This is a genomic window from Marinomonas sp. A3A (genome assembly GCF_018336955.1).
Taxonomy (GTDB): Bacteria; Pseudomonadota; Gammaproteobacteria; order Pseudomonadales; family Marinomonadaceae; genus Marinomonas; species Marinomonas lutimaris.
Genome location: NZ_CP025532.1, coordinates 1866957 through 1887408 on the forward strand (window position 1 = coordinate 1866957; position 20452 = coordinate 1887408).

The following is a 20452-nucleotide window of genomic DNA, read 5'->3' on the forward strand; positions in this document are numbered from 1 at the left end:
CAACTTAAAAGATTGGTTAATCGGTTTTATCGAGTTGCACTCATAAATCCGCAAAAGGTTTGATAAATTATAATCTGTTTACGTTTGATCGTTTAGTTTAATTGTGCAAACACTGAGTAAAACCCAGTAGGCTACAATTTGTAAGGGTTATCTTTTCTGGTTTTCATTTATGGAACGTGGTTCAATTTCGCTTTCATTTCTAGTGGGTAAATAAAGTCCATTTTATTGCCCTGTCCAGCACCCATTTTTGTTTCATTTTGTTTTTCTAGTGGTGTCAAGTTTTAAAGGTTTAATAAGGAATCTTATGTTACGTTTTTTTGAAAAATGGGTGCCTGCTTACCCTGATATAGAAGCCATACAGGCTCCAAAAACGCTGTTTGCGTTTTGTCGTTACTACTCAAGAGGGGTGGAGCTTCCGCTGTTTCTAATGTCTCTTTTGACCGCCGCGATTGCTATTTTAGAGGTGACGTTGTTTAGCTTTATGGGGCAATTAGTCGATTGGTTGATTAATAAGGACCCAGACACCTTTTTTGCTGAAGAGGGCACGCATTTATTATTAATGTCTTTAATGATTCTTGTACTGATGCCTTTAGTGACCTTTTTTCATTCGGCAATTATTCATCAAACCCTATTGGGTAATTACCCAATGCGTATTCGCTGGTTGTCGCATCATTACATCTTGCGTCAAAGCATGTCGTTTTTCCAGGATGAGTTCGCTGGGCGTATTTCCACCAAGGTGATGCAAACCTCACTTGCGGTTCGTGAAACCGTGATGAAATTGCTCGATGTCTTGGTTTACATCGGTGTTTACTTTATTTCTATGGTCGTGTTGATCGCAAAAGCAGACTATCGCTTGATGATCCCAATGTTAGGTTGGTTGGTTTGCTATGTTTTGCTGCAAATGTACTTTGTTCCTAAACTGAAAAAAATCTCCGCTGATCAAGCCGATGCCCGCTCAACCATGACAGGACGAGTGGTAGACAGCTATAGCAATATTTCAACCGTTAAGCTTTTCTCTCATCATCAACGTGAAGCGGATTATGCAAAAGACGGCATGGATGGTTTCTTGCAGACGGTTTACAAGCAAATGCGTTTGGTCACTATGCTTAGTGTAGGTGTGCAAACTTGTAACTATATTTTGGCATTTTCGGTGGCAGCTCTGTCTATTTGGTTATGGACGGGCAGCATCATTAGTGTCGGTGCAATTGCTATTGCAGTGAGTTTAGCCCTTAGGCTAAACGGTATGTCTCAATGGATTATGTGGGAAATCAGTGCGCTATTTGAAAACATCGGTATGGTTAACGATGGTATGAAAACACTGTCTCGACCTATCGAGATAGAAGACAAGCCAAACGCGCCAGCACTTTCAGTACCTCATGGGCTTATTGAATACGATGCGGTCAATTTTCACTATGGTAAGCAAGATAGTAAGGTCATTGAGAACCTTGTCTTGTCTATAAAAGCGGGTGAAAAAGTCGGCCTGGTCGGTCGCTCTGGTGCCGGTAAGTCAACGATTGTTAATCTATTGATGCGTTTCCATGACATTGAATCAGGTCAAATTCGCATTGACGGACAAGACATCAGCGCTGTTCAGCAAGATTCGTTACGTGGTCAAATTGGTATGGTGACTCAGGATACGTCTTTACTGCACAGAACTGTTCGCGAGAACTTACTTTATGGTCGACCTGATGCCACGGAAGAAGAAATGATCGCTGCTGCTAAGCAAGCAGAAGCTCATGACTTCATTCAAGACTTAACCGATCCGTTTGGTAATGCAGGTTACGATGCCATGGTCGGTGAGCGTGGTATCAAGCTTTCCGGCGGTCAGCGTCAACGTATTGCCATTGCGCGAGTCTTGTTAAAAGATGCGCCTTTGTTGATTCTAGATGAAGCAACATCTGCATTGGACTCTGAAGTAGAAGCTGCAATTCAAGAGAGCTTGTACAAACTGATGCAAGGTAAAACTGTGATCGCTATTGCTCATCGCTTGTCGACCATTGCGGCAATGGATCGTTTGATTGTTTTGGATAAAGGCAACATCATAGAGCAGGGCAGTCATGATGAGTTGATCCAGCATGCTGGTATTTATGCATCACTTTGGGCGCATCAAACCGGTGGTTTCTTAGCTGAAGACATTGATATCGAAGATGTTGAGTTGGAAGGCGCGAAGTAAAAATACTGTTCCTGTTGGAATCGATAATTTAGAGAAGGGCTTATGACGTATTTTATTTTGTTTCTCGCTATCTTAGCTGAAGTCATTGCTACGACCGCTTTAAAAGCGTCAGACTCCTTCACTAAATTGGGCCCAAGTATTGTTCTGGTGGTTGGTTACGCCATGTCGTTTTACCTTTTGTCCATCGTGATGCGATCTATGCCAACAGGCGTGACTTATGCAATTTGGGCTGGCTTAGGCATTGTTTTGATTTCGGTATTTGGCTATCTGTTTAACAGTGAAAAGCTTGATTTGGCGGCGTGTGTTGGAATGTCGTTGATTGTCGCTGGAGTGGTGGTGATTAATGTATTTTCTAAAACGGTCAGCCATTAATAAATAGTTGGATACTGGAAGCATAAAAAACTCGCTGATGGATTTCAGCGAGTTTTTTTGTTTCATCCGCAAGCTTTATGTGGTTTTTGTATTAAAGAGCGTCTGCTATTTCTTTCACTTGTAATCTGAGGCTTTGTAAACCATTGCCTGACAAATACCAAAGTTTAGGTGACAAATAAGCGACTTGGATGGATTGACCACCTTTATCTACAAGGTCGGCTTTTAGCTTTTTAATATCAAGAGCTTCTTCTGTATTACCAATAGCAGCACTACGATCAACGATAAATAAAGTCGTTGGTTTCATCTGTGCGATATCGCTCACGCTAAGTGATGTAAATGTACGAGTTCCGCGTTTTTGTGGCGTTACATGAGACGGAACTTTTGATGGATCTAAGCCTAATAACTGAGTTGCTATAGGTTCATCACGTAATCCGAAAGAGCCATTATTGTGGGTAACAAACAAAATGCGTGGATGATCTTTAATACCAGCCTTTGTCGATTCGATGTCTGCGTTTAATTCTGCAAGTGCTGTATCCGCTGCACTTTCGGCATTAAATAAGGCCGCGACTGATGTGGTATTTTTACTGAAGCTTTCCCAGTAATTTTCACCAGAAGCATTAACCTGTTTAACCGTAGCTATGTCTTCTAGGGCGGCTTTTTGGCCTGCTTGGCGACCAGTAATTACGATAAGATCAGGATTGAGCGTTTTGATGGTTTCTAGGTCTGGTGTTTTTAAGCCCCCCACATCAGTGTAACGAGCGTCATTAAATTGTTTCAGATAGTCTGGAAGAACTTGCTTTGGTACGCCAACCACTTGGCTTTCTAAGCCTAATGCAGTGATGGTATCTAAACTGCCAAGATCAAAAATCGCAGCTTTAGGCAATTGCGTTTCTGCTGTAGACAGTTGGCTGAAGGTGATCAATGTTCCGATGGCTAGGATTTTTCTTAAATTTATCATGTTCACAATTACCTGTGTCTTGAAATAAAAAGAGCTTGAAATAAAAATAACCATTATCAATTGTTGATAATGGTTATCATTGTCTCATTTTTATTGACAGGTTTTGTGTCTATAACCTAGTACGGTGTGTTGCTAAACATGAAACGACAATTAACTCTCTTTGATCTTCCCTTTCTTGTTAGCAAGCCAAACAAACTGATAGGGCATTAAGGTGACTTTGCCTAAATGGTCTTCGTAAACTTGTTCAGACACCAAATCTGTCCAGTCATCGGTGGCAATTAGGTTAAGTTCAGACAAGTTAAAGCTTTGCGGTTGGTCTGTCATATTGTAAACAGCAAACAAGCTTTGTCTTCTGTCTAAGCTTTGACGCCAGAAGGCGAATAGGTTTTCACCCATGTGTAGCACATACTGAGTAGCATTTGGGTGAAAGGCGGGTTGTGCTCGGCGTATTTGAATCAATTTTGTTACGCTTTGGAACACCTTCTGATGATGAGTTGGTGTATTCAAAACATGATCTAAATCTTCCATATCCCATATATGGCGGTTGATTGAGCGAAATTGACCAGTATTGTCCACACGCTCTAAATCGTTTTCTGTGCCAAATAAGCTATGAATATAAAAAGCAGGAACGCCTTCCAAAGCCATCATAACGCCAGCGGCGCAGAGGAAACGAGCAAATTGCCATTTGTCTGGGCCGTGCAGTGCTGATCCTGATAAGGCATTCCAAAGACTAATGTTGATTTCATAAGGCTTGGCTTCACCTTGCGGCGTAGTACGTGAGCTTATTTTACCGCCAAAACGCTTCATGGTATTGATTAGCGTTTCCAGTTCCCATTCCGACAGCAAACCTTCCGTTGGACGTAAGCCAATGCCATCATGAGAGGCTAGGAAATTCAGGTAGGTTGTACCTTGCTGAGCAGGCGTCATGCTCATTAACCATTGTTTCAAGTGGCTGCTATTTCCCGTAACCAAGCTATTAATAAGTAAAGGTGGCAGTGAGAAGTTGTAGATCAAGTGGGCTTCGTTGGCGTTACCAAAGTAGGTGAGGTTTTCCTGATTTGGTATGTTGGTTTCGGTGATAATTACAGATTCTGGTGCGTAATGTTCGATCATCAATCTTAATAAACGGATGATTTCATGGGTTTGCGGCAAATTGATGCAAGAGGTGCCTGGGACCTTCCAGAGAAATGCCACTGCGTCCAAGCGAAACCAACGAATACCTTTTTCAAGATATAAACGAATGATACGCAGGAACTCTAACAGAACCGCTGGGTTCTCAAAATTCAAATCAACCTGATCATGACTAAAAGTACACCAAACATGTTTTTCGCCATTTTTAGTTTGTATCTCTCGCAACAATGGCGAAGTTCTAGGGCGAACCACAGCACTTAAATCAGCATTAGGATCGGCTTCATAAAAGAAACTCGCACCCGGCTCAACGCCAGCTTTGTAATTTTCAAACCACATGCTGCGGCTTGAGCAATGGTTGATGACAAGATCGCCCATTACCTTGAAGTCTTTAGAAAGATTAACCACATCGGCCCAGCGTCCGCAAGATGGGTTGACGGTTGTGTAATCCATCACGCTAAAACCATCGTCTGAGCTATACGGAAAAAAGGGTAGTAGGTGAACGGCGGAAATACAATCTGACAATTTGCTTTTAACGAACTTATGCAAAGTCTCCAAAGGCGCTTCTTCTTTTTTGCGCAAGGTATCCGCATAGGTAATAAGCATAATGTCAGATTGGTCCCATAAGTTTCTATGGGGGCGAGGAGACTCCGTTGACGGATCCAGATGAAATGTGGCTAAGCACTTTGAAGCCAAATCCTTATTGTCTAAGCTTGGGTAAATGACTTGCAAATGAGCGATTAGGCGCTGTTCTAGATGCGACAAAGGAGCATTTTCCATGTTTACCTACCTGTCTTTTAGTGATTGAAAAGCAACGTAGTAACGTTCAACTTAGCAAAAAGATTACTTTAAGGGCCAGTTCTTTTTTTGATCGATCTTTTATTTATAGTCTTTATTATTGTTTAGGACCGTATTGGGCCATATCCAATTCAACGGCTTGAGCCAGTTGATTCATGACGCCAGGGAAAGCGCTCACAACACGGTTCCAGCTTGGAATGAATGGTGTTTCCATTGGGTTGTCTAAATATTGGTTGCCTGCTTTCATAATGTTACTGGCGAACAGTTCAACCGCTTGCTCTTCCGTATGAACGTCTAATTTTAGGCCGTTGATTTCCGCATCGTTGCGGTAAGTCTCGATAAAGTCGAGTGCAACGCGATAGTAGGTAGCTTTAATCGTACGGAAGGTTTCTTGGTTGAAAATAGTGCCGTTTGTCGCCAACTTTCTGAAAATGGCTTTGGTGATGTCGATGGACATTTTAGACAAGCCGCCATCGTCATTATCGGCAGACAAGTCTTGGTGTTTGTGATCATAAATATCGGCGATATCCACCTGACACAAACGGTTGGTTGAATAGTTACGGTACATTTCACTCAGTACGCCAATTTCTAAGCCCCAGTCACTAGGGATACGCAAATCTGTCATCACATCGCGACGGAATGAAAACTCGCCAGCGAGCGGATAACGGTAGCTGTCTAAGTATTCTACGTAGTCCAAATGGCCAAAGACTTTTTTCAGCGAACACAATAAAGGCGTGACCAATAAACGGCTAACACGGCCATTCATTTTTCCATTGGCTGCGCGAGCATAAAAGCCTTTACAGAATTCGTAGTTAAATTTTGGGTTCGCCACAGGGTAAATAAGACGAGCCAACAATTCACGGTCATAAGTGACGATATCACAGTCGTGCATGGCAATGGATTCGGCTTTGCCTGCGGCTAGGTTGTAACCCATACAGAACCATACATTACGGCCTTTACCAGGATCAGATGGCGAAAGATGCTCGCCTTTTAATACGCTATCGATTTCCCTTAAGCGAGGGCCGTCGTTCCAAAGTACTTTAACGTTTTGTGGTAATACGCTGAAAAACTCTAATGCATGACGGTATTGATCTTCTGTTGCTCGGTCTAAGCCGATGATAATTTCAGACAAGTAGGGAACTTGCTGCAAATGTTTAAGAATATTCGGCATGGCGTCTGTTTCCAGCTCGGAATACAGACAAGGTAGGATAAGAGACATTGGGCGTGTTTTAGCAAACTCACACAGTTCTTTTTCCATTTCTTCTAACGGGCGGTGTGCCAGATTGTGAAGCGTGGTGATGATACCGTTTTGATGAAAGTCGCCCATAGTAATTCTCCTAATGTCGTAATATGGTGTGTTTATTGTTCTTTTCGTCGCTTACAAAATACCTTGTTTAGTGAGCTGTAAATTAATCGCCTGAGCCCAGCCTTCTGGCCCATAAGCATCACTAAGCCAAGCATCGCTTCTATTTGGAATTTCTGGTGGCGCATGAACCGGGGAGCGAATCACCACTGGAATGTCGGCTTTGCTCAACATGCCTACGTCGTTTTCACCATCGCCTAATGCCATAGTAGTAACGTCTTCGTCACTTTGTTGTTCATACAATTCTTTGAGCCATAACATGGCGTTTGCTTTATCACAGTGCTCGCCCATCAGATGGGCAAAACGGCCACCTTTCTGAATTTGCACACCAAATGGCGCAAGGTCGTCACGCAATACATTAAGAGCAAGGTTAGAGTCGGTCCAAACCATAGGCTCGGTAAATTCTCGTTGCATGGCTTGCTTGGCGTTTTCTTCACTCAAACCTGTGATGGAAACCAGTTCTTGCCATGTCATCTCGCTGAAGCGTTTAAAGGTATATTGATCTTGCTTGTCATTGGTCAGTTCGATTAGCTCGTCGCGTTTCGGGCCAAACGATTTACGCCAATAATCGCCGCAGTCCTCTAAGTCTTCGTTTATAGAGAGGGCTAAATTTTTAGGGATATAAACGGCAGAACCGTTTTCTACGATAAAAGCGTCTTGATGGTTGAGCGCTTTTCTAAGTTCCACAAGCTCAACAAAAGTCTTGCTGGTGTTGATCACGCAAGGAATAGAAAAAGTCTTCAGCGACTGTAAGGCCGCCAGTGCTGGTTTGAAACTGTATGTGTGATGATCGAGTAATGTGCCATCCAAATCGGTAAAAATTAAAAGCGTTGTCATGTCGATTCCTTTTTGGGTCCATCAAAATACCGCTGGTGGACGTTAGTATAAGTCTTGCAAATCTGGTGCCAGTGCGTAAAAGTGGCGTTTTCCTTATGAGGACAGTCCTAAGATAAACTAGGCTATGGAACAAATAGATGACAAGTTTGCTACGTTTATGTGTCTTTGTGATTTTGGCTTTGTTGGCGTTCGCAGCAAACTCTGTATTGTGTCGTCTGGCGCTGAGCGATGGGCTAATCGATCCAGCTCAATTCACCACATGGCGCTTGCTCAGCGGCGCATTTACCTTGGTCTTGCTTAGCGTTTTTCAGTGTCTCAAAAAGCAACGAAATGATGTTAAAACCGTATGGCTAGAAGGTAGTTGGTTATCAGCGTTTGCGCTCTTTGTGTATGCCTTGGGCTTTTCTTATGCCTACGTCACCTTGGAAACCGGCATAGGCGCTTTGATCCTGTTTGGGGCGGTACAACTAACCTTGATCTTATTCGCTGTATGGGCAGGGCAAAAGCTGGTGTGGTTAGAGTGGTTAGGTTTGGCCATCGCCTTTGCTGGCTTTGTCTATTTAGTGCTTCCGACCTTGTCGTCACCTTCTTTATTGGGCTTTGTCTTAATGACGCTAGCAGGCGTGGCGTGGGGCTTGTACACATGGCGAGGCAAAATCTCGGCCAAGCCTTTATTTGCCACGACGTCTAACTTCGTTCGCACCATTCCAATGTTATTAGTCGCACTGGTAGTCGTTTATTTTAATAGTGAGCAAGCACCGAACGCACAGCATGAAGGCATTATTCTAGCGGTCACTTCTGGCGCTATTATGTCTGGACTTGGTTACGCCATCTGGTACGCTGTCTTGCCTTATCTTAGTGCTTCCATAGCTGCCGTGTTACAGCTACTGGTTCCTATCATTGCCACAATAGGAGGCGCAGTTTTTGCCAAGGAATCCATCACCTTACACCTTGTTATCGCAACGCTAAGCGTTTTGGGTGGCGTATTGCTTGTCATAATCGCGAGAAAACGAACACCTAAAAATGCCTAGTTTTGGTGCGTTTTTATCTTGCTGCGCCATAATTGACAGGTTTATTGATTGAAAATTGGTCGTTGTTTTGTCCAATATATAGGGTAGGTCGCGGCTTTAGCCCGACACTGTATTTATTCCCTCCCCTTATGTCTTCCAAGGTGAGGGCTAGGGAGGTGTTATTACTTCGGAGCTTTGACCCCGATTTCCGCTGGAGATGCGAGCAAAGCAAACACCACCGCTCGACACTGCCGTTTGACCTCGCTTTTGGTGTTTACTTTGCTCCTCGCTGCTGAACATAAACACTTTTACTCGTAGGGCAGTATGAGCGCAGCGTGATCTGCCGTTGTTCGTAAACGCATAACATATTAAATACTGCTGCCAAGTCTCGAATCTCCACAATCCCACAAAAGTCTTATGGTTTTACCTAGGCTTTCATTGTATTGTCAGGTTATTGTAATGGATTAGTTAGTATGGATTGCTTGGCTTATATTGGCACGAGATCAAAAATATCATGCTCAAACGATCTAAATTTTAAAGAGTGACACACCAAGTATTGCTTAGTAAAAAAGAGTGATAACAAGAGACAGTGACTTGGAAATTCTGGGATTAACATCGTTTCGTTGAAAACGCCAAAATGATTAGAACCAAGTCAGCGCTGTTTTTCGCAGGAATAGCATCAGGGATAAAAGCTAAAAAAACTTTACTAAAAATCCGAATAGATGGCTGCAAAACTACTCTTGTTAAAGCTTGATTTTGCTTGCAAAAATCGGGGTGTCCATAGATGTTAGCCAAGTTAGTCTTCAATGAGAATTCTGGAGTCCTTATGACATACGACGAACTGATGTCCATCATCGATAAATCCCGACAAGATGACTGGATCTTCAGCGATGAAAGGGGCATATACACATACAAAAACGACCTGAATATCCGCATCGAAAGACCAGACATTGATCACGACGCCGATAAATTCTCTGGGGAGGATTGGGCTACCAGGCATCCTGATCCCACTGCATATCGTGTGATCTACGAGATTTTCTATGGAGCATCGTTTGTAAAAGAGATATTTATGGTTTCTGTCGATGGTCACAGGGCTACCTTGCCACTACCTGACCGAAAGACACTAACCATTACACGCCAGCAATATCGATTTGCTCAAATTGTTGATCAGTTGGGTACCTTAGATGACTACATGAAGCGTGCTGGCCTGGAGGTAAAGGAGTGACCCAAGATTCCAGGAAAAAATCGGTTGAGATTGTAAAACGGTCGAAGCCCAGAAGTGCCAGCCACAAGGTTACAAGCCAGGATAGTTTCTTGGATGGATTCGTGTCTAAAGTAAATTACCAAGATGATGGGGCCAGCCGATCCGTCTGGGTAGTTTTCACAAGTAGATATGAAAATCATGCTGAAAAGGAAAGTCAGTTGATACAGCAAATGGATGCGGCTGTTGGCAAGCATGCTGACAAATGGGGGTGGGTGAAAACAATTTTTAATATTACGGGCTGGCTTGCCGTGATTTTAATTGGTGTTTCAGCATACCTTCTAGTCACTGAGAAGGAAGTGCCCGAGTTTCTAAAGGCATCTTTTTTGACAGTGGTAGGTTTTTATTTCGGCGGCTTGCTCAATGAGAAGAAACAGACGGATAGCAATGGTGGCTAACAATACGCGTCACGCGGATAGCCTTTTCTCCGCTTCGCTCCAAAAAGGCCACCGGTGCGCTCTGCGTTATATTTAGGGGAAAGTTTGTGGGAATTTCTAATCCAGAAATCAAAAAACTATATGGCCTCGCAGCTGGAAGATGTAGCATTTGCAAAATCAATGTTTTCGACAATGAAGTTCATATTGGCGAAATGGCACATATCATAGCTAAAAATTCTGGCGGTGCACGAGGCAATGAAGAAATAGTCAGAAATCGTAATTCGTATGAAAACTTAATCCTACTTTGCGCAAATCATCACACTGAAGTTGATCAAAATCTAAGTTTCTACACCGTCGAACGTCTTCACAAAATTAAAACAGAGCATGAAAGCACGATAGCATCTCATTTCGAGTCACCAAATGAGAGAGTAGATGACATAAGTTTTCTCAAACTATTCATGCGTTTTGTTCCGTTCACCCAGCTTCGCTATTTTACCGAGCATTTGCCAGTCTCAGTAAATTTAAAACTATGTACAGTAGGAGATATGTTTGAAGCAGGTCTTGTTGATAACCCCCACTTATACCCACTAAATGATACGAACCTTCAGGCTCATTTTCAGTTATTCATTGAGGGCTACTATGAACTTTGGAATATTATATCTGGATTCACTAATGTAGCTGGTCGTCAGCAGGCCAATTTTGGCCAAGCTGATGATCGAGGGTACCTGCACATGGAAAGAAGATGCCTGCCGTACGAAAAAGTAAAAAAGCTAAATGAATCTCTGGATATAAAAAAATCCAACTTTATAAGCGCATATTCGGCGTTCATCGACTTTATTCGAAGAAACTACAAAGAAGTAGACTTGGGATCCTATGAGCCATACAAAATATAACAAGACCAAGTACGGCGACAGCTTTTTCGTTGCGGCTTTGCCTCCACTACAAAGCTGCGCGTGTTGGCGGCGAATTTAGGGTCGATGAAAAATGCGAATTTAGAGTCGGATGAAAAATAGCATTTAAATACATTGTCTTGAAAGTGGAACAGATTATAAGGTCTGAGGGAGTTGTTTTCCTCGCGGATCAAATCGCGCTACAAAAGGGCAAATAAAGAACCAGCATATCGGTGATCAAAGACGATCTGAAGCCGCAGAGTCCAAACAGACGTTGGTATTTAGCGAATTGTATAGCAGGGAAGTTCTACCATGGAAAAAGCAAATCCGAAGAGCTAAGCGTTCTACTAATGCAAGTTTCAGGAAAGCTTGACCAAAGCGTGCATTTCGTTATGGATAAGGATACAAAAGAAAATTTTGAATCTTATAGATCAAATGCAGGGAAAGTGATGGGAGAGATTTTCTTAGAGATGCTACAGCCTTTATGGGCGCGTTATCCTGAGCTTAAACCAAAAGAAATGGATGGAATCTACGAGATAAATCCTCAAATACACGAACCACATTTTTATAAGCCAGATGAAAATACATAACAAGCACTGGAAAATAGCCTTGCTTTTCATCTGACCCTAAATTACAAAAATATAAATTACATGCTTAATGATGAGCTTTATTCATTGTGAATAGCCTATTTAATGGTTGTTGGGTTTTAATCTAGATAAAGGAAGCATGATGTCATCTAAGCTGAAATGGACCATTAAAGGTCGTCTTGAAATTGTATATACCGGCACGCTTAAAGCGATGGAGAGGTACACAGGTTATGCCCGTCTGTTTCACAGCAAAAATGCGTTGTACGGCGAAGGAGAGTGCGTTGATGGCATCAAGGTAGGTCCTTGGACATACTACTATGGCAATGATCAGGTGATGATTGAAGAAACCTATGATGATAAAGGGCGAAAGCAAGGTATAAGTCGCTACTTCCATGATAATGGTCAGCTCGCTAAAGAGTATTTTTATATCGATGGTCAAGAGCTGGGTGAGAGTAGAACTTGGTATGATGATGGCGCATTGAGAAGTCATAATTTGTATGACAATGGCAAGTCTGTAGAGGTGAAAGAGTTTTATCCTGAAGGCGTTATGCGGTTGCATCAGGAGTTTGTAGCAGGGCGCTTGAGTAAGGAAACGTGGTACAAGCGGGATGCCAGTGTTTGGCGTTATCAGGAATATGAAAACGGAAAAGTAATCAAAGAGATTAACAACAACTAGATGGTATTAGATTTGCCAGTCCAAAGTATGGCGAATTCGGTGCTTTTCTTCTGAAATGCCCAATACGAGCGATCGTTAAATCATTTTTGTTCGTTATCTTATTATCTACAGCTTAAAACATGAAATTATAGTGCTGACGGTTAGTAATTGCCGCCAAAGGTTCATGGAAGGTTATGCTTAAAACTGCTTTCATTATATGAACTATTCTTTTCACTGCAGCAGCGGAAGCTGAGTTTCTGGAGTCAGTCGGTTATTTCGAATCCATTGTCTATCTTTTGTAGAGATAGACCTGATGGTTTTTAGATTGCAGCCCTCGTTCTTTTTTACCTTACTTTGCATGATGATTTTGGGCATGCTTGGAAGCAAATTGATTGGAGTATAACCAATAGATTGCATGAAAAAGGTTATATTCATAATCCAGTTGGAAAGTCGAAATCGGTGACATTAACCGAGGAAGGGCTGGCGAAATCAGAGGCGTTGTTTAAAGCGCTTTTCACTAAGGCCGATGGAAAGTGAAATAGCTTGTAGACAAAAAATGGACACTTCAGTCGTGTTCTATTTATTGTATTTTTAACACTCCAAACGGATCAATATGGAGTGTAGACTTTGAGGGAAGCAAAGGAGAGGATTATGAATAATTCACTTAAACAAATCGAAGAGCAGGCATTAAACCTGAGTCCAGAGGAAAGGGCTAAGTTAGCTGAGTTTATGCTGGAGTCACTGAATGAGCCACTCGCTGACATTGAAGCAGCGTGGAGTCAGGAGGTCGAGCGACGTGTTGCTGCAGACTTGCCATTATATGCTGCAGAGGATGTGTTTGCAGAAGCCAAGCTAACTGGTAAGTGATGAATAATTTAACGTGGGTGTCTTGGTAAACTCTGCAGGTGTCTTGGTAAACTCTGCAGGTGTCTTGGTAAACAAATCCTATTGAGCGTGTCATATTCTTCAGGTTATATAACTGAAATGAGTAAGCAATACTGGCTTTTGAGGACAATAGGTAGGATGGGAGGTTATTTGATCAGGTGCACCACTTAGAACAGGGATAACTATCAAAGATATCCCCGCAGTCTAATAAACTTAATTAGCTAGCGAACTTCAACTCTCCTGAGCCTTGCGCCCCAGCATTGTTCGAAGCAAACTCTTTTGCTTCCGCTGCGCTCATCACATTCCGGTCATATGGGCCACCACGCCATGAAGTTTCAGGGGATTTCTGACCTTCAACACTAATATTACTGCCGATATCAATAAACCCTTTCGCTACTCCTGCATCAGCTAAGACTCCAACCATACTTGGCTGACCACCACCATTGCGGCCATTTTCAAAGAAGTTTCCTTCCGATACTATCGTAGCACCTGTGTGTGCAGTAAAGCCTAGGTTGAAATCATCAATATGATTATTGTATACATCAAACTGCCCATAACGCATTAAGCCTGGCGCGCGCGTACTTAGATCTTCAAAGTCATTATGTGCAATGGTCATACGAGGATAGCCCGAGTACTTATCCGACGCCTCTTTAGTGTCTTCTGGGTAGCCCAGAATTAAACCATATTTGTTATTTTCAAACTTAGAATTGGTCAAACTGACATTATCTGCGGTTCCGCCCACATACAGAAGTTTGTCTTTGCTATGATCATCTGCCCCTTGTTGATCTTTAGTACCGCTAAAAGTATTGTGATCGATCCAATAGCCTTCGCCCTTGTCAATGTAGAGTGGGATATCACCATTCGCATTGTATTTTGCATCATGGCTAAAATGTAGGTTTTGGAAAACGTCGTTACCTGCGCCTTCAGCGCTTCGAAGATAAATGTTGTGTAACTTGTTATTGTCACCATCTCCTACTAGAGTTTTGTTAGCACCAAACTCTAAATTGGTTTTCTCTGTGGCTGAAATGTCACTCCCCAACTTAATAATACGTGGTTCGTCCCCAGCCAAAGCCTGCTTCAGCTCACCTACAGAGTTCACGGTGACGGTTTCACCACCAGTACCACCTTTTACACCTGCCGCTTTGGCGAAGCCTTCCATACCTTCAGTAGAACCCAGTCTTTGACTCGACGTTACTTTGGAAGTTTTATCACTAGCCTCAGTACTAAGGCCGCCTGTATTGGCAGCAATATTCGCTGTACCGCTTTCTACAGATTTCGTATCGACGGATTTAGTTGGGGCGCTCGGTGTTCCAAAGGTTTCTTTGTTGTTATCCATCATTCCAGTAACCGCTTTGGTCATTTCAGGATACTGATTATTGATTTGCCCACCACCATCTTTTGCTGGTGACACGGCACCTTTTAACGCAGCCCCCCCAGCATCTTGCAATACCGCTGGTGCAACGTCATGTGGTGATGGTTGATTATTCATTTGTGGCGTAGAAGCCCCCGTACTAGATGCACCAGAAGAGGGACTGTTTCCCTGCTTGTTAGCCCTTTCAAATAAGGACTGCATCATCTGATTGAGTAGATCAACAAGGGATTCCATGTTGCTCATACCATTGGCACCACCGAGTCCCGAAGCGCCTGCGCCACCAGCACCGGAATTTCGATCCATTAAATTGCCCAATTTTGACGACGGCTGACCATCAGCTGCACCACCGCTATTGCCCTGAGGTTGGGACTGGTTATTTTTCCCCTGTAACAATTGCTCCAGTATCGGCATAAGCAACTGAAGCGCAGCATTGTTTGTCCCTTTAGTATTTGTTTGAGGGTCAGCTTGGGACTCTGAGGGGGTAGGGAGACCACTTGGCTGATTGGGGCCAAGATGTATGCGAAATTCAAGATTCATCGACTTTACCTTTCTCTGTTCTCGGCTTGGCTGTACCTGTAATTCTAGATATCTGTGCATACAGATAAGGCTAGCTATGTTACTAGACAAACAATGAGTGGGTGAAAGTGGTTAAGGGTTCCCAATCGGAAAAGCTTATACCATTCAGACACTAAGAGTTATTTCCATGTTATCCAAGTTTCACTAAACATCTCAGCGCTCTTAACAGCGTAAACGGATGATTTCTTCTCTCCTTTTAGGAACCTTTGGGGCATGCTTGGAAGCAAATTGATTGGAGTATAACCAATCGATTGCATGAGAAGGGTTATATTCATAATCCAGTTGGCAAATCTAAATCGGTGACATTAACCGAGGAAGGGCTGGCGAAATCAGAGGCGTTGTTTAAAGCGCTTTTCACTAAGGTCGATGGAAAGTGAAAAATAATTCAGACAAAAAAACGGACACCTTTCAATGGCGTCCGTTTTTTTATTGCTAAATCTTACTACTTACGCTTCAGGAATGTATTCAGAAAGCGCGGCATACGCCACGGTGAAGGCGCCTTCTTGGAATGCGCGTAAGCCTGTTGCTTTGAATGGAATCGGCATTGGGTTGTGCTGAATGATGTCTTTTACTTTTGCGCCACTGAACAAATCGACTTCAACCGTATTAATCAATTGGATAGCCGCTTCAATTTTAAAGCCTACCGCGCCGCCGGCGAATTTGCCTTTTGTTGGGCGTTCACGGATTACGGCTCTTTTCACTTTGTAATCTTCAAACAGTTTTTTCAGCATGAACTGAAATTTGCGCACGCTTTCGCTGTCGTTTGGGTTGTTCAGTGTGTGTCGAGTTTGGCGACAATCGGCGATTTGAAACAATCCGTCTTGTTTAGACAGAAGGCAAAGAATCACTTCGCTGCCTTTAATTTCGATACCACAAGTAATCATAACGAGGTCCTGAATAGGGAGTTTCGCGCATTATCGCACAGTTAATAGGTATTTCGCAGAGTAAAAAATACTGCTTGTTGAAATGGAAACCAGTCAGATCTAAGGCGAAAATCAAAGCAGCCAGTTTATTACACTCTTTTCATTTTGCTGCCTCTTATTATTCAAATGGATATTGTACTATTGCCAGATAATATTTTGTAAAAATGCAAATCACGATATTTTCTACTAAAAAAGCGTAAATATATGCTTTTTACTCTAGGAATGTTTTTTCCAATACTGACTGCTTTTTTTAATTTTAACTAACATAGGGCTGCATAAAATGACTGCTTCATCGCCAATGGGCATTCCTCGTCCCCAGGTGAAATCTTTAGACGAAATTCTTCCTCACGAACCTTTGTTAATGATGGGCGCGGGCCCTGTTCCTATTCCTGAGCGTGTTGCCAAGGCCAATTCTGTGGTGATTAACCACCTTGGTAGTGTGATGGCGCAGGTTATTGGACAAGTGAAAACAATGGCGCGTTATGTGTTTCAAACAGAGTCTAAATGGGTGCTTGGCGTAGCAGGGCCAGCGTCAGCCGCGATGGAAATGGCAGTCGCCAATTTGTTGCAACCGGGCGAACGTATTTTATGTATTAATAATGGCTTCTTTAGTCATCGTATGGCGGAAATGGCGACACGTATTGGCGCCGATGTTCATGAATTGCACGTTGGTGTTCATGAAGCGGCAGATCCAGAGCGTGTTCGTAAAGCCATCGAAGAAACACGTCCTAAAGTATTAACACTGGTGCAAGGCGAAACATCGAATACGGTGTTTAACCATTCATTAGAAGAAATTACCAAGATTGCTAAATCTTATGGTTGTTTGGTGGTTGTGGATGCAGTTTGTACCTTGAGTACTATGCCGCTGAAGATGGATGCGTGGCAAGTAGATGTAGTTATCACGGGTGGGCAAAAAGGTTTGTCGTCCATTCCAGGTGTGTCGCTTTTGGTGTTTTCTAATGAAGCATGGGCGGCAGTGAAAAGTCGTACTAAACCAACGGCACAATGGTGTTTCGATGCTCAGCTTGCGGAAAATTTTTGGCATAACGATGGTTATCATTATACCGCGCCAGTATCTGGCATTATGGCACTGCATGAAGCTTTGAAACTGGTATGTGATGAAACGTTAGAGAATCGTTTTGCGCGTCATTTGCGTTGTTCTAAAGCGTTGCAAGCCGGCGTTGAGGGAATGGGCTTAGAATTGTTCATTCCGCCTGCATCGCGCTTGAATTCTGTAGTAGGGATTAATATTCCTGAAGGCTTAACGGCTGGACAAATTTGCCGCCATATTTCAGAAATGTACCGAGTTGAGATTGCTGGATCATTTGGTCAGCCTATCGTACGTATTGGCCAAATGGGCGAACAGTGCCGTGAACACAACTTGTTCCGCACCTTGCATGCGCTTGGTAGCACCATGCGCGATTTGGGCGTAAAAGTAGATCAACCAAACGGCATGGCGGAAATGGAAGCCTACTTACAGAAAATTCCTCGTACACTTTATCAAGTTGCTTAATCTTTTAATTTTTGTGATCTAACCAGTATCTACCCAATACCCTTGGTTTCAACCGTCAAGGGTATTTTTTTGTTCGGCATTAAACTAGCAAACAGCGCACCAGCGGTAATTAGCAGGCAAGCGATGATTTGCCCAGTGGTAAGTTGCGCGTCGGTAAAAAGCCCAAGCCAAGCAGTTGATAGGGCAGGTGCGGTATAAGACAGTACGCCAAGCAGCGACAAATTGCCTTTTTTTACCCCAAAATCCCAGCAGAAAAAAGCGATGCCAACTGGCCCGAAGCCTAACCCTAAAATAGCAATCCAAGTGCTTGCAGGGAAGTTTATGGAAGGCTGCCAACTTTGGGCTTCAATCATCATATGCGAAGCGCCCGCTAATAGTGCGGTGACTAGGCAATACCAAAGTACCGCGCTAGAAGGAACGGTTTGGAAGCGTCGATTCGCTACCGAATAGCTTGACCAAATAAACGCGCAGGCAAATGCCGCGGCGTAACCTGTCCAATTATAATTCGTATTTGTTTCTATCAAGCTTGCCGATTCCCTCGATTGCAGCATGATACCTGTGCCGATAAAAGCAATAACAGCGCCCACCAAATGTGTCCATGACAGAGAGTTTCCCTTGGTCATGCCGGCCATTAAGACAATCAACAAAGGCCAGAGATAAGCGATAAGTCCCGCTTCCACTGGTGGTGCATGCTGAAACGCATAAAAGTAGCAGAAGTGATAGAAATAAAATCCAAGCCCACCCATGGCAATGGCGCTAGTCGGTGTTTTTGACCACGACGACTTTAGTTCGCCTTTGATTAAATAAACGATAAAAAACAATAAACTTGCAACGCCAAAAGTGAGGGTAAGTAATAGTAATGGCGGTACTAAATTGGCTTGTGTAGTAAAAAGCGCAAGGCTACTCCAAAGTAAAATGGCGATGCTACCAATTAGGGTGGCTTGTGGTGAATGCGTTGTCATCTTGTTGTTTCCTGAATCCTGATCTAGTCTGATTAAGTGCCAGATTAACTTGTTCGCATGCTAAAAGCATTGTCAAAAGTCAGCGACTTGCTTTGTCATAAATTTGCATCTTGATACGTTAGAAATACATTTTTTAACATGATTAAGTAAGAAAAGTTGATCTATGACAGGGTAGTGACAGGTTTGAGAGGTAAGGTTTAGCCACTCAAGTTAATTGAAATACTTATTTTAAGAGCTTGATTAGCTAACAACAAAAAAAATAACAAGCAGGAGATAACCATGCTTAATACCATTTCTTTGAAGTCTGTTCTAATTTCCAGTGCAGTCGCACTAACTATGGCTGGACAGGCTTACGCCTTCGAACCAGCTCGCAGTGGTGAATGTATTGCCCCAGCGAACCCAGGTGGTGGATGGGACTTTACTTGCCGTAGCGTTGGTAAAGTATTAGTTGATGAAGGTTACTTCAAAGGTAACGTACAGACAGTTAACATGACGGGTGCTGGTGGTGGTGTAGCTTTCGCTCACACGATTAGTAAACGTGATACAGATGAAAACCTGATTGTTGCCGCTAGTACAGCAACAACAACACGCCTTGCTCAAGGCCAATTCCCAGGCATGAATGCTGACCAAGTTAAATGGGTTGGTACATTAGGTGCTGACTACGGCATTATCGCTGTTGGTAAAGATTCCAAATACACTTCTTTGACACAAGTTCTTGATGCTCTAAAGAAAGATCCTAGCTCGGTTAAATTTGCTGGTGGTAGTGCATCTGGTGGTTGGGATCATTTGAAAGTCCTGATGACTGCACAAAAAGCGCACGTTGAGAATTTGCCAAAGGTTCGTTACCTAGCATTTAGCGGTGGTTCTGAAGCCTTGGTTCAAGTTGTTGGCGGTCACGTAGATGCGTTCACTGGTGACATTTCTGAAGTAAAAGGCTTCATGGATTCTGGTGACTTACGCGTTCTAGCGGTTCTTTCTGAAGAGCGTTTGCCAGCACCATATGACTCTATTCCTACAGCGATGGAACAGGGCATTGATTCTGTAGCTCCAAACTGGCGCGGATTTTACGTACCAGGTAATGCAAGCAAAGAATCTTACGATTGGTGGGTAAAAACCATGGATGAGTTGTACACGACTCAAGAATGGAAAGACGTCATGACTAAAAATGGTTTGATGCCATTCCACAAATCTGGTGCTGAATTCACTCAATTCGTAAAAAACCAAACTTTAGATATCAAAATCTTATCGCAAGACATCGGTCTAATTAAATAACCTCAGACCGCTTTTGGAGGGGACATTTGTTTTAATACAGTGCCCCTCCTGTTTTCGACTATTTTTCACCCTTTGATTTATTAACATGGAGCAGAGACATGCGTATTAACGATCGTGTGTTTGGCATGCTAATGCTTATTCTTGCCGTAGGTTACGGCTGGGAAGCAACGCAATTCCCCATTCCTTTTGGCGGACAGGAAAGTGTCGGTCCTGAAACTTTTCCTATTATGCTAGCCATTATTTTAGGTATTAGTTCAATTTATATGATTGTTCGTCCTGACCAAGACGAGAAATGGGCGCCAGCGGCCATGTTGATTGAGCTTAGTGTTGTTGTTCTTTCTATGCTTGCTTTTGCATGGGCAATTGAACCGATTGGTTTTATGCCTGCTGCGGCATTGGTTGTGAGCTTTTTAAGTTGGCGTATGGGAGCAAGCATTGCTAAGAGTATTATCACTGGTGTGACAAGCTCTGTAGCTATCTTTTTCCTTTTCAATAATGTGCTTGAATTAGCACTGCCTCTAGGTCTATTGGAGTTTTAAT

General features: G+C 42.9%; 20 protein-coding genes and 1 pseudogene. 14 read left to right on the forward strand and 7 right to left on the reverse strand.

The window, feature by feature from the left end:
- The first annotated feature begins 304 nt into the window (after nucleotides 1-304).
- Entirely contained in the window at nucleotides 305-2173 is a 1869-nt protein-coding gene (locus CYL31_RS08640) for an ABC transporter ATP-binding protein (protein ID WP_212918509.1), read from the forward strand.
- 42 nt (nucleotides 2174-2215) lie between these two features.
- Nucleotides 2216-2545 carry a DMT family transporter gene (locus tag CYL31_RS08645; protein WP_212918510.1) on the forward strand — a complete coding sequence of 110 codons (330 nt, stop codon included), beginning with the start codon at nucleotides 2216-2218 and terminating at the stop codon, nucleotides 2543-2545.
- A 91-nt stretch (nucleotides 2546-2636) separates the two neighbouring features.
- On the opposite strand, the gene CYL31_RS08650 is transcribed toward CYL31_RS08645, so the two are convergent.
- The 4 genes and pseudogenes from CYL31_RS08650 to CYL31_RS08665 form a co-directional block, all read right to left on the reverse strand.
- The gene (locus CYL31_RS08650) at nucleotides 2637-3503 is read right to left on the reverse strand and encodes an ABC transporter substrate-binding protein (protein ID WP_212918511.1); all 867 of its coding nucleotides are present in this window, start codon (nucleotides 3501-3503) and stop codon (nucleotides 2637-2639) included.
- Nucleotides 3504-4388: 885 nt separating this feature from the next.
- A pseudogene (locus CYL31_RS20905) lies at nucleotides 4389-5411 on the reverse strand (alpha-amylase family glycosyl hydrolase); the annotation flags it as partial.
- Nucleotides 5412-5526: 115 nt separating this feature from the next.
- Entirely contained in the window at nucleotides 5527-6756 is a 1230-nt protein-coding gene (locus CYL31_RS08660; protein WP_212918513.1) for a glycosyltransferase family protein, read from the reverse strand.
- A gap of 51 nt (nucleotides 6757-6807) precedes the next feature.
- Nucleotides 6808-7629, reverse strand: a complete 822-nt coding sequence (locus CYL31_RS08665; protein ID WP_212918514.1) for an HAD-IIB family hydrolase — start codon at nucleotides 7627-7629, stop codon at nucleotides 6808-6810.
- 137 nt (nucleotides 7630-7766) lie between these two features.
- Here CYL31_RS08665 and CYL31_RS08670 point away from each other — a divergent pair, with 137 nt between their 5' ends.
- From CYL31_RS08670 to CYL31_RS08700, 8 genes are all read left to right on the forward strand, one after another.
- Complete coding sequence (locus tag CYL31_RS08670) at nucleotides 7767-8660, forward strand: DMT family transporter (protein WP_212918515.1); 894 nt, start codon at nucleotides 7767-7769, stop codon at nucleotides 8658-8660.
- Nucleotides 8661-9465: 805 nt separating this feature from the next.
- Entirely contained in the window at nucleotides 9466-9864 is a 399-nt protein-coding gene (locus CYL31_RS08675) for a hypothetical protein (RefSeq protein ID WP_212918516.1), read from the forward strand.
- 101 nt (nucleotides 9865-9965) lie between these two features.
- Complete coding sequence (locus CYL31_RS08680; RefSeq protein ID WP_212918517.1) at nucleotides 9966-10298, forward strand: hypothetical protein; 333 nt, start codon at nucleotides 9966-9968, stop codon at nucleotides 10296-10298.
- 86 nt (nucleotides 10299-10384) lie between these two features.
- The gene (locus CYL31_RS08685) at nucleotides 10385-11170 is read left to right on the forward strand and encodes an HNH endonuclease signature motif containing protein (RefSeq protein WP_212918518.1); all 786 of its coding nucleotides are present in this window, start codon (nucleotides 10385-10387) and stop codon (nucleotides 11168-11170) included.
- A gap of 347 nt (nucleotides 11171-11517) precedes the next feature.
- Entirely contained in the window at nucleotides 11518-11757 is a 240-nt protein-coding gene (locus CYL31_RS08690; RefSeq protein ID WP_212918519.1) for a hypothetical protein, read from the forward strand.
- A 139-nt stretch (nucleotides 11758-11896) separates the two neighbouring features.
- The gene (locus CYL31_RS08695; protein ID WP_212918520.1) at nucleotides 11897-12430 is read left to right on the forward strand and encodes a toxin-antitoxin system YwqK family antitoxin; all 534 of its coding nucleotides are present in this window, start codon (nucleotides 11897-11899) and stop codon (nucleotides 12428-12430) included.
- A 303-nt stretch (nucleotides 12431-12733) separates the two neighbouring features.
- A complete protein-coding gene (locus CYL31_RS20700; RefSeq protein WP_502845436.1) occupies nucleotides 12734-12946 on the forward strand; it encodes a DUF6429 family protein in 213 nt (70 codons plus the stop codon).
- Between the two features lie 114 nt (nucleotides 12947-13060).
- Complete coding sequence (locus CYL31_RS08700; protein WP_212918521.1) at nucleotides 13061-13276, forward strand: addiction module protein; 216 nt, start codon at nucleotides 13061-13063, stop codon at nucleotides 13274-13276.
- Between the two features lie 235 nt (nucleotides 13277-13511).
- Here the strand turns inward: CYL31_RS08700 and CYL31_RS08705 are convergent, their stop codons facing one another.
- A complete protein-coding gene (locus tag CYL31_RS08705; protein ID WP_212918522.1) occupies nucleotides 13512-15203 on the reverse strand; it encodes a pectate lyase family protein in 1692 nt (563 codons plus the stop codon).
- 245 nt (nucleotides 15204-15448) lie between these two features.
- Between CYL31_RS08705 and CYL31_RS20705 the strand changes: the two genes are divergently transcribed.
- On the forward strand, nucleotides 15449-15619 hold the full coding sequence (locus tag CYL31_RS20705) for a DUF6429 family protein (protein WP_283248220.1): 171 nt from the start codon (nucleotides 15449-15451) through the stop codon (nucleotides 15617-15619).
- Nucleotides 15620-15688: 69 nt separating this feature from the next.
- Here the strand turns inward: CYL31_RS20705 and CYL31_RS08710 are convergent, their stop codons facing one another.
- Nucleotides 15689-16126: a DUF3010 family protein gene (locus CYL31_RS08710; RefSeq protein ID WP_212918523.1), complete on the reverse strand. Its 438-nt coding sequence runs from the start codon at nucleotides 16124-16126 to the stop codon at nucleotides 15689-15691.
- A 319-nt stretch (nucleotides 16127-16445) separates the two neighbouring features.
- Here CYL31_RS08710 and CYL31_RS08715 point away from each other — a divergent pair, with 319 nt between their 5' ends.
- Nucleotides 16446-17678, forward strand: a complete 1233-nt coding sequence (locus CYL31_RS08715) for a pyridoxal-phosphate-dependent aminotransferase family protein (RefSeq protein ID WP_212918524.1) — start codon at nucleotides 16446-16448, stop codon at nucleotides 17676-17678.
- Nucleotides 17679-17707: 29 nt separating this feature from the next.
- Here the strand turns inward: CYL31_RS08715 and yddG are convergent, their stop codons facing one another.
- Nucleotides 17708-18640, reverse strand: a complete 933-nt coding sequence (yddG, locus tag CYL31_RS08720) for an aromatic amino acid exporter YddG (protein WP_212918525.1) — start codon at nucleotides 18638-18640, stop codon at nucleotides 17708-17710.
- Nucleotides 18641-18919: 279 nt separating this feature from the next.
- Between yddG and CYL31_RS08725 the strand changes: the two genes are divergently transcribed.
- Nucleotides 18920-19912, forward strand: a complete 993-nt coding sequence (locus CYL31_RS08725) for a Bug family tripartite tricarboxylate transporter substrate binding protein (RefSeq protein ID WP_212918526.1) — start codon at nucleotides 18920-18922, stop codon at nucleotides 19910-19912.
- Nucleotides 19913-20010: 98 nt separating this feature from the next.
- The gene (locus tag CYL31_RS08730; protein WP_212918527.1) at nucleotides 20011-20451 is read left to right on the forward strand and encodes a tripartite tricarboxylate transporter TctB family protein; all 441 of its coding nucleotides are present in this window, start codon (nucleotides 20011-20013) and stop codon (nucleotides 20449-20451) included.
- Nucleotide 20452 lies beyond the last annotated feature (1 nt).